The organism is Aestuariibaculum lutulentum (genome assembly GCF_032926325.1).
GTDB lineage: Bacteria > Bacteroidota > Bacteroidia > Flavobacteriales > Flavobacteriaceae > Aestuariibaculum > Aestuariibaculum lutulentum.
Window position 1 is genome coordinate 3247105 of the sequence record NZ_CP136709.1, and the last position, 18921, is coordinate 3266025.

Sequence of the window (18921 nt, forward strand, 5' to 3'; positions counted from 1 at the left end):
TTTATAAATAAATTCTGTTCAATTTAATATTGAATATTACTTCTCTTAGGACATGTAATTCGTCGGATAAAATTACCGTTAAAAGATTTGTTAAAATATAGATATCATTTTGATTTGACTAACAAATTAATACATTTGCCTGGTTTTTTTAATTTAACCTATTGATTTACTTGTGTGTAGGAATTTTATTTTTCAGAAAGTAATTCTTATTCTATTAAACTATTATTTCAATAATCACTTAATATAAAACCGATTAATAGCAAATTATGTGTTTTTTCTGATTTTATTACGTGTAAAACAGCTTTTTATCGATTAAACTGTTAAAAAATCCGATTAAAAGTAGTCTTTTTGTAATTTTCAATAAGAAACACCCCAAACTATGAAAAACTTTACATCTACCCTAAGTAGGTTAATGACTAGTTTTTTTCTAGTCACAACCTTTACAATGGCAGCTCAAAACCATTCTTCAATAAAAGCAAATCTATCAAACCAGATTAAGCAATCCAAACAAGTTGTAGAAGGAAAAGTCATTTCTCAAGAATCCTTTTGGGATGATGCTCATCAAAATATATTTACTCGGCAAATCATTGAAGTGAATAAAGTTTTTAAAGGAGAACTTTTAAAAACAGTAGAAGTAATTACTAATGGAGGAGTAGTGGATCTTGATGCTATTATTGTATCGCATAGTCTTCAACTAAAAAAAGGAGATTTTGGCATGTTCATTTTAGACGAAATATCTGATAAAAATTTAACCAGTAAGAATCGTAATAAGTTATTTCAGTCAGTTGGTGATTTACAAGGATTCTATAAATATGATGTAAAAGGAAATGTTGCCAGTAATGGAGGAGCTATTTATGATAATATTTCTATTAAACTTTACAATGACATAATTAAGCAAACACAAAAGAATCCTGAAATTCTGAAATCAAATGAGCTAGAGATGAATGGAGAAATTCAAGATCAGGTAATTCAGAGTAATTTAGTTACCAACACTACTTTAACAATGGCTTCGTTTAACGGAGCACGTTTTACTGCCGGAACTAAAAGCATTCTTACCATAAATGGTAGTGGTTTTGGCGATGTCAAAGGATCTGTTTCGTTTAGCGATGCTAATTTAGGTGGATTTTTTTATGCGGAAACGTTAGGAAGTCAGATTATGAGTTGGACAAACACGCAAATTGAAGTTGAAATACCAGATTACGCAGGAACCGGTTATGTAAAAGTGAATACAATTGACAATGGCACTATAAAGTCTACAGAAAAACTTGTTATAGATTATGCCGAAGTTAATCTCAATTATAACGGTAGAGCCTATCAAACTCAACATGTCGATAAGAATAATAATGGCGGCTACACTTGGTTTATGAATGAAGAATTTTATAATTCTGATGCAAATGCAGCCTTTACAAGAGCCTTGAACACATGGAAATGCGAAACAGGTATTAATTGGGAGGTTTCTTCTGAAATCACTACACTTACCAAATATAATCTTTATGATAATTTGAATACCATTACATTTACTGATAACATTGGAGCAACCACATTAGGACAGTGTTTTTCAAGATATGCAGGATGCGTTCAGGATGGTGCAATAAAGTGGTATGTTGTAGAAATGGATATCATATTTAACAGAAGTGTCAACTGGAATTACAGTACAGCCGAACCTATCAGTACTCAGGTAGACTTCGAAAGTGTTACGGTTCATGAATTAGGTCATGGACATCAATTAGGGCATGTGGTAAACCCCGATATTATTATGCACTTTTCTTTGGAGTCTGGCGAAACTTTAAGAAAATTAAATGCTATTGATATAGAGGGAGCACAGGATGTTCAAAGTCGAAGTACTTCAGGTGATGTTTGTGGAGAATTAAGTATGGTTTCTGCTTCTTGTGCTATACTAAGTAATGAAGATGTTGAAGTAACATCTCAATTTAGTATTTATCCGAATCCAGTAAAGAACACTCTTTTTATTAAAAACAATCATCACCTGCTTATTAAAAGTATAACCATATATAATATACAAGGAAGAGAAGTCTTTAAAAGATTAGACAATGATAATATTTTTCAAAAAGAAGTTAATGTGAGCCATTTAACAAGTGGTGTCTACTTGTTAAATATTCTTTCAGATCAAGGGAGTATAAGAAAAAAACTGATTATTAATTAACTTATGTTAATTATTTCTACAACCTTTAGATTTTATCGAATAAACAAGTTCAATATTCTATTTTTTATAAAACATTGAATATCTGTTTGAAAAACTGATTATATTTTCTTATATTTATGGAGGTAAATTAAAATCTCTCGACATAAAAGCATTTGATTAATAGCAGTTATTAAATGCCCTTTTTATCTTCTTTGTAATTTAGTGTATTAATTTGTTATGCGTATTTTTAAAATTGCGCCATATCTTCTTGTCTTTACTATTTATTGTTGTGCACTGTTTAATAGCATCTGCACCATGTCTATTTTTCTTATTTATAGTTATGTAAACGAAATCATTTATTAACTTAATTTAAATGTTATGTTTATGTACAAAATTACTAAAAACGATTTTCTTGGCAAGATCAGTAAATCGTATAAGACATTGCTATTGTGTTGTCTGTCCGTAATCACTTTTGGACTGTCAACGCAATTTTTTTATGCTCAAGATGTAGGTTCTTCTTCGGTACAGGCTAATTTTGGTATTGATGGTGATGTTTATGCCAATAGGCTGCAATTTCTAAATATAGAAATGCCTCCTGTGCCATATACAGTACCCCCAATAGGCACTGATGATTGGTTTAAAAGCGAAATGTGGCCAGGAGCTGGGTTAGGAGTTATTGATCAGGCTACGCCTCCACATAATCCTGATTCAGATCCCTTACCAGGAGGTATTATACCAGCATTAAATAATACACCTTTTGAGAGACATCAATCGATTATTCCTTCCGATTTAGGAGTTAATCCGGCTGTTGTTGGTGTTATTGCGAACTTCCCTGTTGTATTGGAAGGAGTAACACCATATTTATGGCTGGATGCTGTTTACGGTCGTGACACCTATGTTGATGGTGGTAGTGCAGAAACATCTTATTTCGCAGGTTCTGGAGATAAAAATCCTGATAATCCAAATACATGGAGTATAGGAACAGCGGGAAGTGTGCCTCAAAAAGACGATATTATTGATGTGTATGCTCACCTAAGAGGAGAGGGACCTCGTGTACCACCAAATATGCTTCCTGAAGGTGATCCTAATTATGATGCAAATGACGACAGACCATTTACTAGACTTTGGGCTTTTGCAGGCGGGTCTTTAGTAGTTACTAATGGTAATAAACATCTAGACTTTGAGTTTTTTCGTACTGATGCACAACTAGTTGGAGGAGCTATAATTAATACAGGAGGAGAAGGTGGTCGTACTGCATGGACTTTTGATCCAAATGGTCCTGATGATGCACCAAATGGAGGCGACGATGGTAGTATTTTAATTCCGGGGACCATTATAGTTTCTGTTGATTATGTAAACGGCGGGAATGTACCTGATATCAGAATCAGAGTTTGGATGAGTGAAACTACTTTTAATAATTATGATAATACATGGGATGGAAGACCCTTTAATGTAGATAAAACTGTAGCTTTTGAAAAAGGTACAGATTCAGGTGATTATGGCTATGCTGCTATTAATCCTAAAGCCGGAGGACTTAATATGTGGGGGCGTGTTAATGATGATAAGCTTTCAGATGCAGGGTCAACTACATTAGGCCCACCATGGGGTACTTGGCAAGGCGTTAAACCAACTGCGGTTAATAGTTATGAACGGTACCAATTTGTTGAGATCGGAATCGATTTAACAGCTTTTGGTTTAGATAGAAGAGGTAGTGAAGACCCATGTGCCAATATTTTAGGTAGTTTATTAGTTAAAACCCGTAGTAGTGGTGGTGGACCTAATGATGAGACTGCTTTTGGAAGCGAATTGAAAGATTTTGCAGGACCATATCGATTTGGTTATACAGTACCTCCTCCAATGCCGGAAGTAACAGATTTGGAAGCTTGTGAAGAAGGCAACAGCGGTATGGCGACATTTACTCTTGATAATGGAGTCACAAACAATGGTGGCGGTATAATTTCTTTCCATACCTCACAAACAGATGCAGAGTTCGGAGCTAATCCTATAGCAGATGTGGATGGTGTTACACCGGGTACGCAATACACAACAGGTTCTACAACAATCTATGTACGTAGTGTTTTACCTCAATCAAATTGTGCCACAGTAGTATCCTTTGATATTGTAGTTAATGAATCACCAACGGCAGAGGCAGGTGATGATGATGCGGTATGTTATGATGATGGTGTAAACACGATGCAGTTAGACGGTTCAGCCAGTGGCGGAACCAGTCCTTATAGTTATGCATGGAGTGGAGATACCACGTATTTAAGTGCAACTAATATCGCCAATCCAACCCATGACAATGCACCGGCAGGTACCTACAATCTAACGTTAACAGTTACTGATGACAATGGCTGTGAGGATACCGATACCGTTCAATTGGTTGTATATCCAAATCCAACGGCAGAGGCAGGTGATGATGATGCCGTATGTTATGATGATGGTGTAAACACAATGCAGTTAGACGGTTCAGCCAGTGGAGGAACCAGTCCTTATAGTTATGCATGGAGTGGAGACACTACGTATTTAAGTGCGACCAATATCGCCAATCCAACCCATGACAATGCACCGGCAGGTACTTATAACCTGACCTTAACAGTTACTGATGACAATGGCTGTGAGGATACCGATACCGTTCAATTGGTTGTATATCCAAATCCAACGGCAGAGGCAGGTGATGATGATGCCGTATGTTATGATGATGGTGTAAACACAATGCAGTTAGACGGTTCAGCCAGTGGAGGAACCAGTCCTTATAGTTATGCATGGAGTGGAGACACTACGTATTTAAGTGCGACCAATATCGCCAATCCAACCCATGACAATGCACCGGCAGGTACCTACAATCTAACGTTAACAGTTACTGATGACAATGGCTGTGAGGATACCGATACCGTTCAATTGGTTGTATATCCAAATCCAACGGCAGAGGCAGGTGATGATGATGCCGTATGTTATGATGATGGTGTAAACACAATGCAGTTAGACGGTTCAGCCAGTGGAGGAACCAGTCCTTATAGTTATGCATGGAGTGGAGACACTACGTATTTAAGTGCGACCAATATCGCCAATCCAACCCATGACAATGCACCGGCAGGTACTTATAACCTGACCTTAACAGTTACTGATGACAATGGCTGTGAGGATACCGATACCGTTCAATTGGTTGTATATCCAAATCCAACGGCAGAGGCAGGTGATGATGATGCCGTATGTTATGATGATGGTGTAAACACAATGCAGTTAGACGGTTCAGCCAGTGGCGGAACCAGTCCTTATAGTTATGCATGGAGTGGAGACACTACGTATTTAAGTGCGACCAATATCGCCAATCCAACCCATGACAATGCACCGGCAGGTACTTATAACCTGACCTTAACAGTTACTGATGACAATGGCTGTGAGGATACCGATACCGTTCAATTGGTTGTATATCCAAATCCAACGGCAGAGGCAGGTGATGATGATGCCGTATGTTATGATGATGGTGTAAACACAATGCAGTTAGACGGTTCAGCCAGTGGAGGAACCAGTCCTTATAGTTATGCATGGAGTGGAGACACTACGTATTTAAGTGCGACCAATATCGCCAATCCAACCCATGACAATGCACCGGCAGGTACTTATAACCTGACCTTAACAGTTACTGATGACAATGGCTGTGAGGATACCGATACCGTTCAATTGGTTGTATATCCAAATCCAACGGCAGAGGCAGGTGATGATGATGCCGTATGTTATGATGATGGTGTAAACACAATGCAGTTAGACGGTTCAGCCAGTGGAGGAACCAGTCCTTATAGTTATGCATGGAGTGGAGACACTACGTATTTAAGTGCGACCAATATCGCCAATCCAACCCATGACAATGCACCGGCAGGTACCTACAATCTAACGTTAACAGTTACTGATGACAATGGCTGTGAGGATACCGATACCGTTCAATTGGTGGTATATCCAAATCCAACGGCAGAGGCAGGTGATGATGATGCCGTATGTTATGATGATGGTGTAAACACGATGCAGTTAGACGGTTCAGCCAGTGGCGGAACCAGTCCTTATAGTTATGCATGGAGTGGAGACACTACGTATTTAAGTGCGACCAATATCGCCAATCCAACCCATGATAATGCACCGGCAGGTACTTATAACCTGACCTTAACAGTTACTGATGACAACGGCTGTGAGGATACCGATACCGTTCAATTGGTTGTATATCCAAATCCAACGGCAGAGGCAGGTGATGATGATGCGGTATGTTATGATGACGGTGTAAACACAATGCAGTTAGACGGTTCAGCCAGTGGCGGAACCAGTCCTTATAGTTATGCATGGAGTGGAGACACTACGTATTTAAGTGCGACCAATATCGCCAATCCAACCCATGATAATGCACCGGCAGGTACTTATAACCTGACCTTAACAGTAACTGATGACAATGGCTGTGAGGATACCGATACCGTTCAATTGGTTGTATATCCAAATCCAACGGCAGAGGCAGGTGATGATGATGCGGTATGTTATGATGATGGTGTAAACACAATGCAGTTAGATGGTTCAGCCAGTGGCGGAACCAGTCCTTATAGTTATGCATGGAGTGGAGATACCACGTATTTAAGTGCAACTAATATTGCCAATCCAACCCATGACAATGCACCGGCAGGTACCTACAATCTAACGTTAACAGTTACTGATGACAATGGCTGTGAGGATACCGATACCGTTCAATTGGTTGTATATCCAAATCCAACGGCAGAGGCAGGTGATGATGATGCCGTATGTTATGATGATGGTGTAAACACAATGCAGTTAGACGGTTCAGCCAGTGGAGGAACCAGTCCTTATAGTTATGCATGGAGTGGAGACACTACGTATTTAAGTGCGACCAATATCGCCAATCCAACCCATGACAATGCACCGGCAGGTACTTATAACCTGACCTTAACAGTTACTGATGACAATGGCTGTGAGGATACCGATACCGTTCAATTGGTTGTATATCCAAATCCAACGGCAGAGGCAGGTGATGATGATGCCGTATGTTATGATGATGGTGTAAACACAATGCAGTTAGACGGTTCAGCCAGTGGCGGAACCAGTCCTTATAGTTATGCATGGAGTGGAGACACTACGTATTTAAGTGCGACCAATATCGCCAATCCAACCCATGACAATGCACCGGCAGGTACCTACAATCTAACGTTAACAGTTACTGATGACAATGGCTGTGAGGATACCGATACCGTTCAATTGGTTGTATATCCAAATCCAACGGCAGAGGCAGGTGATGATGATGCGGTATGTTATGATGATGGTGTAAACACAATGCAGTTAGACGGTTCAGCCAGTGGAGGAACCAGTCCTTATAGTTATGCATGGAGTGGAGACACTACGTATTTAAGTGCAACTAATATTGCCAATCCAACCCATGACAATGCACCGGCAGGTACCTACAATCTAACGTTAACAGTTACTGATGACAATGGCTGTGAGGATACCGATACCGTTCAATTGGTTGTATATCCAAATCCAACGGCAGAGGCAGGTGATGATGATGCCGTATGTTATGATGATGGTGTAAACACAATGCAGTTAGACGGTTCAGCCAGTGGCGGAACCAGTCCTTATAGTTATGCATGGAGTGGAGATACCACGTATTTAAGTGCAACTAATATTGCCAATCCAACCCATGATAATGCACCGGCAGGTACTTATAACCTGACCTTAACAGTTACTGATGACAACGGCTGTGAGGATACCGATACCGTTCAATTGGTTGTATATCCAAATCCAACGGCAGAGGCAGGTGATGATGATGCGGTATGTTATGATGACGGTGTAAACACAATGCAGTTAGACGGTTCAGCCAGTGGCGGAACCAGTCCTTATAGTTATGCATGGAGTGGAGACACTACGTATTTAAGTGCGACCAATATCGCCAATCCAACCCATGACAATGCACCGGCAGGTACCTACAATCTAACGTTAACAGTTACTGATGACAATGGCTGTGAGGATACCGATACCGTTCAATTGGTGGTATATCCAAATCCAACGGCAGAGGCAGGTGATGATGATGCCGTATGTTATGATGATGGTGTAAACACAATGCAGTTAGACGGTTCAGCCAGTGGCGGAACCAGTCCTTATAGTTATGCATGGAGTGGAGATACCACGTATTTAAGTGCAACTAATATTGCCAATCCAACCCATGATAATGCACCGGCAGGTACTTATAACCTGACCTTAACAGTTACTGATGACAACGGCTGTGAGGATACCGATACCGTTCAATTGGTTGTATATCCAAATCCAACGGCAGAGGCAGGTGATGATGATGCGGTATGTTATGATGACGGTGTAAACACAATGCAGTTAGACGGTTCAGCCAGTGGCGGAACCAGTCCTTATAGTTATGCATGGAGTGGAGACACTACGTATTTAAGTGCGACCAATATCGCCAATCCAACCCATGATAATGCACCGGCAGGTACTTATAACCTGACCTTAACAGTAACTGATGACAATGGCTGTGAGGATACCGATACCGTTCAATTGGTTGTATATCCAAATCCAGAAGTTACTGTAACAGCTGAAAACATTTGTCCGGGAACACCAACCTTAATCTCAGCAGTACCTGCACCAGAAGGAACTTATACTTACGAATGGTCATTTCTAGGTATCCCAGATGATGTAATAATATGGAACAATATGAATATAGGTAATGTAGCAAGTTTTGAATCTGAATTAATTGGTACTTACACGGTGATTGTAACAGATGAAAACGGATGTCAGGCAACTAATCAGAAAACTGTTGGTTTTGCAAGTGTTCAGGCAGCACCAGTTACACAACCAAAAAGCATTTGTATAAGTAATTTACTAGATGTGTTTAAAGGCTTGTTAAATTTAGTTAGTGATGATCCAAATGCAGAAGTTCCTGAAGATGCTGTTATCGTATTCTCAACACTCGTAAGAATAGTGAATGGTGATATTGATCCTAACTTTGGTGAAATAGATTTAGGAAATATTCAGATACCTGATAATATCGATGTCGGTGCGATAGCAGACTTTATAGTAGGACAATATCAGGTAGTTGTAAGATATCAAACATCAAGTGGTTGTATTTCTACGCAATCATCAAGTATACCTATAACCATTTATGACACACCTGTTTGTGAAGGTCTAATTAGTGCTAATGATGATTCATATTGTTCAAATGGCACAATTAACTTGGTATTCAGTGGTGAATATAATCCTGATTATACCTATGTATGGGCTGGTGTTGGTAATGATGCAGTAATCACTATGGGCGAAAATGGTAATGCAACGGCAACCGGAGCTCAAAATGGTGATGAGTTCAGTTTAACTATAATCAATACCAATGGTACCGAAGAGATTGACGACGATTGTTTAAGTATTTGTTACACCGATGTTGAAATTGGACCATGTGTTGAAAATTGTGGTACAGCATATGCTAAATTAGCCGATGATATTGAATTAGATGATCATTATGATGACAACGGTGCTATTTGTTTTATTGGTTTAGAAGATTTAAATAATAATCGTTGGGGCTGGACGAATAAGATAAACTGTGAAGGCGATTATGAAATGCCAATTTACCGAGGAGCAGGTCAATGCGACATAAGTAAAGGACAATTAGTTGGTACAGCTCATGTTTCGTATGTTGATGGAGGCGTTACTGTCAATTTCGATATCGATGATGACAAAGTACTAAGTGAAGCGCATGTTTATGTAGGGTGCAAACCATTACCAATGAAGAAAAAAGGAGGATATTACACCACAGCGCCAGGTAATTATCCGTTTAATCCGTCAATTAGTTGTAATGGATCTGATACTTATGTACAGAATTACACCGTAACCGTTAATGCCGAAGAATTAGATATGGATTTTACAGGAGGTATATTTGTCGTGATCCACACCGTTGTTTGTGACTTAGTTTGCTCTGCAGATGATGAAACTTGTGTATCTCAAATTGTTTCTGAAGAATGCGAAGGCGGTTCTCAGGCATTTACAACTACGAATGTAGATTGTTACGATGAAAAATATGATACAGATAATGATGGTGTATTAGATACTTGTGATGAATGTCCTAAGGTTTATGGCGAAGGTGAAAATGGATGCCCGATATTACAAGCTAAAGTTGATAGTTCTAAAGAGTCGGTTAACTTTACTGCATATCCGGTACCATTTAAACAAGAGGTAAATCTTAAATACATGTTTGAATATGACACCGATGTGAATATTGAAGTGTTTGATACCAAAGGCGCTTTAATTAAAAAAGCAATTGATAACAATTACATTAAAGGAACTTATGGTGTTAAAACATTAGATATGTCAGATACAGATAGTCAACTGTTCTTTGTGAGAATGACAACGAATCGAGGATATATGATTAAGAAAATTGTATCAGATAAATAGTATAGTTTATAATAACCAATCAAAAAAGGAGCAGCTCAAAACAGAGTTGCTTCTTTTTTTTGTCAGAAAACCATTGAAATTTGCAACTCATCAAAAAAAAAATAGCAGTAGAAATCTTTTTTGTAAATTAATAGTATTAACCTGCTGAAGTAAAAAGAGTTGTGGTAAGAGTTTATAGTATAAATATTAATTCTTTAAAAATCTTACAAATATGAAAAAAAATACCCTTCTTTGTTTTGTTACAATCGCCTTCTTTAATCTAAACTTGTACGCACAACCTGCAAACGACAATTGCAGTGGCGCATTTCCAATTATTCTCGACAATCCTGCTATACTAGTTACTATAGATAATACAGCAACAGGATCTTTAACCCCAGGCGACCCTGGTTGTGGAAATTATGCAGGGTCTGATTTATGGTATAGTGTTGTTGTTCCTGCTTCTGGAGGAATAAGTATAATTACGAGTTCAAGTGGCAGTTCAATAGATGATACAGGGCTAGCTGCTTATAAAGGGGTAGATTGTGATAATTTAACTATTATAAAATGTAACGATGATATAAGTGGTTCCAATACATTTTCTCAAATTAATTTAGCAGAGGCTGAAGGTACGACCATTTACATTCGTGTCTGGGAATATGATGGATTTACATCAACAGGAACATTCAATATTGAAGTACAATCGCTCACACCACCTCCTGTGGCAACCAATGATGAATGTGCAGATGCTATAGAATTATCTTTAAAAGCTATTTGTGAACCTGTAATTGGTTCTAATAACGCTACAGCGTCAAGTGGCGTACCTGGTACGGGATGTGGTGCATATGAAGGTGGTGATGTCTGGTATAAAATTAAAGTACCTTTAAGCGGCCATGTTATTGTCGAAACTACAGAAGATGATTTATCTATTGATGATGGCGCTATAGCTATTTATTCGGGTGATTGCGGCAACTTAGCATTAATGAATTGTGATGACAGCGGCAATGGTAATAATACAATATATGACTTTGGGAGGATTGAATTGACTGGTCTTACGCCTGACGATATGTTATATGTTCGATTTTGGGCCTTTGAGAACGAAGATTTAGGGACGTTTAAAATTTGTGCAATAGATCCTGAAGCACTTTCAATTATAGATTTTGAGCAACCAGTATTTAAAATGTTTCCTAATCCGGTAAGTAAGAATCAGGATGTAAATATTCAAATTAATAACGTTAAAAATCCTTCTATAGATATTGCTTTGTATGATATGCAAGGTAAATTGGTTTTAACAAACTTAGGTGTTGAAAATAGCGAACAAATTCATTTTTCGGTTAACAGGTTGTTATCCGGAATATATTTTCTTAAAATAATTTGTGATGACAAAATTCTAACCAAAAAATTAATAGTCAATTAATGGATAATTATTAGTTAATAAAGCTCCCCGTTACCCGGAAATCTATTTTATGTAAATCCTGCTTTTTAAGTTTTAAAACATGTATTTATGAATAAAATAGGTTTCATTTTTGTTTTATTATTTTGTTTTGTTTCAAAAAACGCATTTGGTCAAGTAGCTCCACCTGTTAATGATATTTGCGGTGGTGCAATAGAACTACCTGTTGATATTTCGGGAGAATGCACTCCGCTTTTGGTAACAGTAAATGCTGATGTAGAAGATTCAATGATTGCAGATCCTGGTTGTGCAGATTATCAGGGGGACGATTTATGGTATAGAGTAATTGTACCTTCAAGTGGTGGTGTTAGAATTCAAACTAGCATAAGTGATGGTTCAATAACTGATACAGGGTTAGCTGTTTATAAAGGCTTAGATTGTAGTAGTTTATCCCTAATATCATGTAATGATGATATTTCAAATAGCAGTTTTTTTTCAGGCTTAACTATTGCCGAATCAGCAGGAACCACTGTTTATGTTCGGGTTTGGGAATATGGAGGTTCGTTAGATTCGGGAACTTTTAATATTTGTGCTTTTAGCATTGTGCCGCCTCCCATAGCTTCAAATGATGATTGCAGTTCAGCAATAAGTTTAGATATAGGCGTTACCTGTAGTTCTGTAATAGGTTCTAATAATGCAACCAATTCTGAAGATATAGACCCTACCATTCCGGGAGTAGGTTGTGGCTCTTATGAAGGTCGAGATGTTTGGTATACCGTAACAATTCCATCTAGTAGAAATATTGTTATTGAAACTTATGAGGACGATGGTTCCATTACCGATGCGGGTATGGCAATTTATAGTGGGAATTGTGGGCCCAATAGTTTGTCTTTATTAAGCTGTGACGATGACAGTAACGAAGGATTAAATACTACATTTAAATTTGAACGAATTGAGTTAACAAATTTAAGTCAGGGTCAGGTTATTTACATACGGATTTGGTCTTTTAATAATTCTGAATTAGGAACTTTTAATATTTGTGCGATTGATCCTGGTTCACTGGATGATGATAATGATGGAGATGGATATTCTGAAAACCAAGGGGATTGTAATGATGCTAATCCCAGTTTTTACCCAGGAGCTACAGAAATTTGTGATGGTTTGGATAATGATTGTGATGGAGAAATAGATGAAGGTTTGGGGTTAGTTAGCTATTATCCGGATGTAGATGGTGATGGTCATGGAGATAATAATGCTTCACCAGTAAGTGTGTGTTCCGCTTTACAACCTATTGGATATGTGGATAACAATGAGGACTGCGACGATACTAATGCACTAATAAATCCTGATGCATCAGAGGTAGCGGATAATGGTATTGATGAAGATTGTGATGGTTTTGATTTAAAAACCTGGTATCAAGATGCAGATACTGATACGTATGGCGATGGATCTCAAATAGAACAATCTAATATGCAGCCAGAAGGTTATGTTTCAATAGCAGGAGATTGCGATGACGATAATGCTACAGTTTATCCGGGAGCTACAGAATTGTGTGACGGCTTGGATAACGACTGTGATGGTGCGACAGATGAAGGTCTGGAACTTATTAGCTATTACCTTGATTCAGATGGAGATGGTTTTGGCGATAATAATGCCATTCCAACAGTTATTTGTGCAGATTTACAACCTGAAAATACGGTCGCTAACAATGAAGATTGTGATGATTCTACTGCCGATATTAATCCAGGAGCAGACGAAATCCCAGATAATGGTATTGATGAAGATTGTGATGGTGATGATTTGAAAACTTGGTATTTAGATGCCGATAGCGATACTTTTGGCGACGAATTTCAAACGATGCTCTCAAATAACCAGCCATTGGGTTATGTGTCTAATAATTTAGATTGTAATGATTCCGACGAAAATATTAATCCAGGAACAGAAGACCTCCCAGATAATGGTATAGATGAAGATTGTGATGGATCAGATTTAAAAACCTGGTATCAAGATGCCGATAATGATACCTATGGGAATCCAAATATAAGCACAGAATCTAACAGCCAACCAAATGGTTATGTTTCTAATTCTGATGACTGTAATGATAATGTTTCAGCAATTAATCCAGATGCCACTGAAATATGTGATGGCATAGATAATAATTGCGATGGAAGTATTGATGAAGGTTTAGAATTGATAAGCTACTATCCAGATTTAGACGAAGATGGTTATGGTGATAATAATGCGATTCCTGTAGAAATTTGTTCAGCCTTACAACCGGATAAGACCGTGAACAATAATGAAGATTGTGACGATTCAGATCCAGACATTAATCCGGTAGCCACGGAAATACCAGACAATGGTATCGATGAAGATTGTGATGGAGGAGATTTAAAAACCTGGTATCAAGATGCTGACAGTGATACTTATGGTAACCCTAACATTAGTTTAGAATCCAATAACCAACCAAATGGCTATGTAGCAAATTCTCAAGATTGTAATGATAGTGTAGCAACTATTAATCCAGGAGCAACAGAGGTTTGTGATGGTATAGATAATGATTGTGATGGCAGTATTGATGAAGGCTTACAATTAATAAGTTATTATCCGGATTTAGACGAAGATGGTTATGGCGATGCATCTTCAACACCAACAGTCGTATGTTCTGGATTGAAGCCAATACAAACGGTAACAAATAATTTAGATTGTGACGATACCAATGCGGCCATTAATCCAAGTGCAATTGAAATATGCGATGGCATAGATAATGACTGTGACGGTAGTATAGATGAAGGTTTACAATTGATAAGTTACTATCCAGACTTAGACGAAGATGGTTATGGTGATGCTACATCAACACCAACAAAAGTCTGTTCAGCATTACAGCCCGATAAAACAGTAACTAATAATTTAGATTGTGATGATGCTAATGCTGCTATTAACCCGAATGCCCCTGAAATATGTGATGGTATTGATAACAATTGTGATGGGGTTATTGACGAAGGTTTAGAATTGATAAGTTACTACCCAGATATAGATGATGACGGTTTTGGTGATGCTAATGCAATTCCAATAATTTTGTGTTCAGCATTACAGCCCGATAAAACAGTAACCAATAATTTAGATTGTGATGATTCAGATGCTTTAGTAAATCCAGGTCAGGAAGAAATAATAGGTAATTTAAAAGATGATGATTGTAATCCGGACACCCCAGATAGTGCATTAAATATAGATGATGACGGTGATGGTTTTACAGAAAATGAAGGAGACTGCGACGATACTAATGCACTAATAAATCCTGATGCATCAGAGGTAGCGGATAATGGTATTGATGAAGATTGTGATGGTTTTGATTTAAAAACCTGGTATCAAGATGCAGATACTGATACGTATGGCGATGGATCTCAAATAGAACAATCTAATATGCAGCCAGAAGGTTATGTTTCAATAGCAGGAGATTGCGATGACGATAATGCTACAGTTTATCCGGGAGCTACAGAATTGTGTGACGGCTTGGATAACGACTGTGATGGTGCGACAGATGAAGGTCTGGAACTTATTAGCTATTACCTTGATTCAGATGGAGATGGTTTTGGCGATAATAATGCCATTCCAACAGTTATTTGTGCAGATTTACAACCTGAAAATACGGTGGCTAACAATGAAGATTGTGATGATTCTACTGCCGATATTAATCCAGGAGCAGACGAAATCCCAGATAATGGTATTGATGAAGATTGTGATGGTGATGATTTGAAAACATGGTATTTAGATGCCGATAGCGATACTTTTGGCGACGAATTTCAAACCATGCTCTCAAATAACCAGCCATTAGGTTATGTGTCTAATAATTTAGATTGTAATGATTCCAATAGTAATATTAATCCAGGAACAGAAGATATCCCAGATAATGGTATAGATGAAGATTGTGATGGTTCAGATTTAAAGACCTGGTATCAAGATGCCGATAATGACACCTATGGAAATCCAAATATAAACACAGAATCTAACAGCCAACCAAATGGTTATGTTTCTAATTCTGATGACTGTAATGATAATGTTTCAGCAATTAATCCAGATGCCACTGAAATATGTGATGGTATAGATAATAATTGTGATGGAAGTATTGATGAAGGTTTACAGTTGATAAGTTATTATCCAGATTTAGACGAAGATGGTTATGGTGATAATAATGCGATTCCTGTAGAAATATGTTCAGCTTTACAACCTGAAAATACAGTAGCTAATAATGAAGATTGCGATGATTCTAATCCAGACATTAATCCGGTAGCCTCGGAAATACCAGACAATGGTATCGATGAAGATTGTGATGGAGGAGATTTAAAAACCTGGTATCAAGATGCTGACAGTGATAATTATGGTAACCCTAACATTAGTGTAGAATCTAATAACCAACCAAATGGTTATGTTGCAAATTCATTAGATTGTAATGATAGTGTAGCGGCTATTAATCCTGGAGCAACCGAGGTTTGTGATGGTGTAGATAATGATTGCGATGGTAGTATTGATGAAGGTTTACAGTTGATAAGCTACTATCCAGATTTAGACGAAGATGGTTATGGCGATGCTACTGCAAGTCCAACAATCGTTTGTTCAGGACTTAAACCACTGCAAACAGTTACCAATAATTTGGATTGTGATGACGCTGATGCAGAGATTAATCCAAGTGCAATTGAAATATGCGATGGCATTGATAATGATTGTGACGGAAGTGTAGATGAAGGTTTACAATTAATAAGTTACTACCCAGATTTAGATGAAGATGGTTTTGGAGATGCTATGGCAACACCTACAAAAGTCTGTTCAGCATTACAACCGGATAAAACGGTGACTAATAATTTAGATTGCGATGACCTTGATGCTTTAGTAAATCCAAATCAGGAAGAGATAATTGGCAATTTAAAAGATGACGATTGTAATCCATCTACCCCTGATAGTGCTTTAAATATAGATGATGACGGTGATGGTTTTACTGAAAATGATGGTGATTGCGATGACACAAAGGCTAGTGTTAATCCAAATGCTACCGATATTCCTGATAATGGAGTTGATGAAAATTGCGATGGTTTTGATTTAAAAACATGGTATTTAGATGCAGATAACGATTCTTATGGAGATGAAACTTCTAGACTTTATGCCAATACTCAACCTCAGGGTTACGTAGCCAATAAATTAGATTGTAATGATAATCAATCATCAATTAATCCCGGAGTTACTGATATACCTGATAATGGTATTGATGAAAATTGTGATGGATTTGATTTAAAAACGTGGTATCGCGATTTAGATCATGATAATTTCGGAAATCCAGACCAAAGCATTTTATCTAATACTCAACCTGCTGGTTATGTATCTGATAATACCGATTGTAATGATAGCCAAGCATTAGCATATCCAGGAAGAATTGAGGTATGTGACGGTATTGACAATGATTGTGATGGGGAAATAGATGAAGGCGTGACTACAATATACTATGCAGATACAGATAATGATGGTTACGGAGATTCTAATTCAACAGTTGAATCTTGTTCATCTCCAGCAGGCTATGTGGAAAATGATTTAGATTGTGACGATACAAATGCTTTAATTAACCCTTCTCAGCAAGATGTTATAGGAAGTGGAGTAGATTCAAATTGCGATGGTATGCATTCTTGGTATCAGGATGATGATCAGGATGGTTATGGCTCTTCGGTAATTATACTTTCTTCAAACAGTAGTCCTTCTTCTGGAGAATCTAATAATAATTTGGATTGTGATGACTCAAATAGTGAAATCAGTCCTGTAGCGCTAGAAATTTGCGATGGGATAGATAATAATTGCGATGGCCAAATAGATGAAGATTTAGCTTTGGTGGATTATTACCCGGATATCGATGGAGATGGTTATGGAGATTCGTTTTCTCTACCTGTTAGTGTTTGTTCTGCTCTAAAGCCTTCAGATTATGTTGAAGATAATTCTGATTGCAATGACTCAGATGCCAATGTTAATCCAGGAAAGTCTGAGATTTTAGATAACCTAATAGATGACGACTGTAATCCTGATACTTTAGATAGTTCAGCTGATACAGATGATGATGGAGATGGCTTCTCTGAAAATGAAGGCGACTGTGATGATACAAAAGCAAATATTAATCCAAATGCAACAGAAATACCAGATAACGGTATAGATGAAAACTGTGATGATTTTGATTTAAAAACCTGGTACTTAGATGCTGATGGTGATAGTTTTGGAGATTTATCTCAAACCATTTTGTCGAATAATCAACCAGATAATTATGTTTCAAACAGTACGGATTGTAATGATAATGAGTCATTGTCATACCCAGGAAACCCAGAAGTTTGTGATGGTATAGACAATAATTGCGATGGAGAGATTGATGAAGGACTACTACTTATAAGTTTTTATCCAGATTTAGATGGTGATGGTTATGGAGATCGTAATGCCACCCCAATAACAGTGTGTTTAGGCCTTCAACCACAAGGAACTGTTACAAATAATTTAGATTTAAATGACGATAACGGAGATGTTAATCCTGACGCTGTAGAAATTTGTGATGGTATCGATAATGATTCAGATGGTGAAATTGATGAAGGATTCCCTGATAGTGACGGAGATGGAATAGCCGATTGCGTGGACACACTATCAGTAGAAGCATTTGATTTTAGTAATATAATTATTAAACCAAACCCATTCAGTGCTTCTATAACTATTGAATTACCGCTCAAATATCAAGATGTAGAATTAAATATAGTTCTATATGATATTAGTGGTCGGATTATTTTAAGAAAGGACATGACTATGACAAAGGGTAGATTGTCTTTATCAGGGTTAGATTATTTGAATCAAGGAGTATATGTAATTAAAGTAACTTCTAATATTAATAACAGTGAAGCGATTAAGCGTCTAATTAAATTTTAAACTTATGGTGTTAATTTATTTCATTTTTAAGAGA

Annotated in this window: 4 protein-coding genes; all 4 read left to right on the top strand. The window is 37.5% G+C overall.

Features of this window, described 5'->3' with window-relative positions; translation table 11 throughout:
* Positions 1–445: 445 nt before the first annotated feature.
* The 4 genes from R1X58_RS13785 to R1X58_RS13800 all read left to right on the top strand — a co-directional run bounded on the left by R1X58_RS13785 (position 446) and on the right by R1X58_RS13800 (position 18887).
* Entirely contained in the window at positions 446–2164 is a 1719-nt protein-coding gene (locus R1X58_RS13785; RefSeq protein WP_317292989.1) for a T9SS type A sorting domain-containing protein, read from the top strand.
* A gap of 363 nt (positions 2165–2527) precedes the next feature.
* Complete coding sequence (locus tag R1X58_RS13790) at positions 2528–10582, top strand: PKD domain-containing protein (RefSeq protein WP_317292990.1); 8055 nt, start codon at positions 2528–2530, stop codon at positions 10580–10582.
* Positions 10583–10793: 211 nt separating this feature from the next.
* The gene (locus R1X58_RS13795; protein ID WP_240575367.1) at positions 10794–11975 is read left to right on the top strand and encodes a T9SS type A sorting domain-containing protein; all 1182 of its coding nucleotides are present in this window, start codon (positions 10794–10796) and stop codon (positions 11973–11975) included.
* A gap of 87 nt (positions 11976–12062) precedes the next feature.
* A complete protein-coding gene (locus tag R1X58_RS13800; protein WP_240575370.1) occupies positions 12063–18887 on the top strand; it encodes a MopE-related protein in 6825 nt (2274 codons plus the stop codon).
* Positions 18888–18921: the final 34 nt, after the last annotated feature.

Excerpts from the sequence above, each read along its gene's own strand:
- R1X58_RS13785 (WP_317292989.1), top strand. The coding sequence starts at position 446 with ATGGCAGCTCAAAACCATTCTTCAATAAAAGCAAATCTATCAAACCAG.
- R1X58_RS13790 (WP_317292990.1), top strand. The coding sequence starts at position 2,528 with ATGTACAAAATTACTAAAAACGATTTTCTTGGCAAGATCAGTAAATCG.
- R1X58_RS13795 (WP_240575367.1), top strand. The coding sequence starts at position 10,794 with ATGAAAAAAAATACCCTTCTTTGTTTTGTTACAATCGCCTTCTTTAAT.
- R1X58_RS13800 (WP_240575370.1), top strand. The coding sequence starts at position 12,063 with ATGAATAAAATAGGTTTCATTTTTGTTTTATTATTTTGTTTTGTTTCA.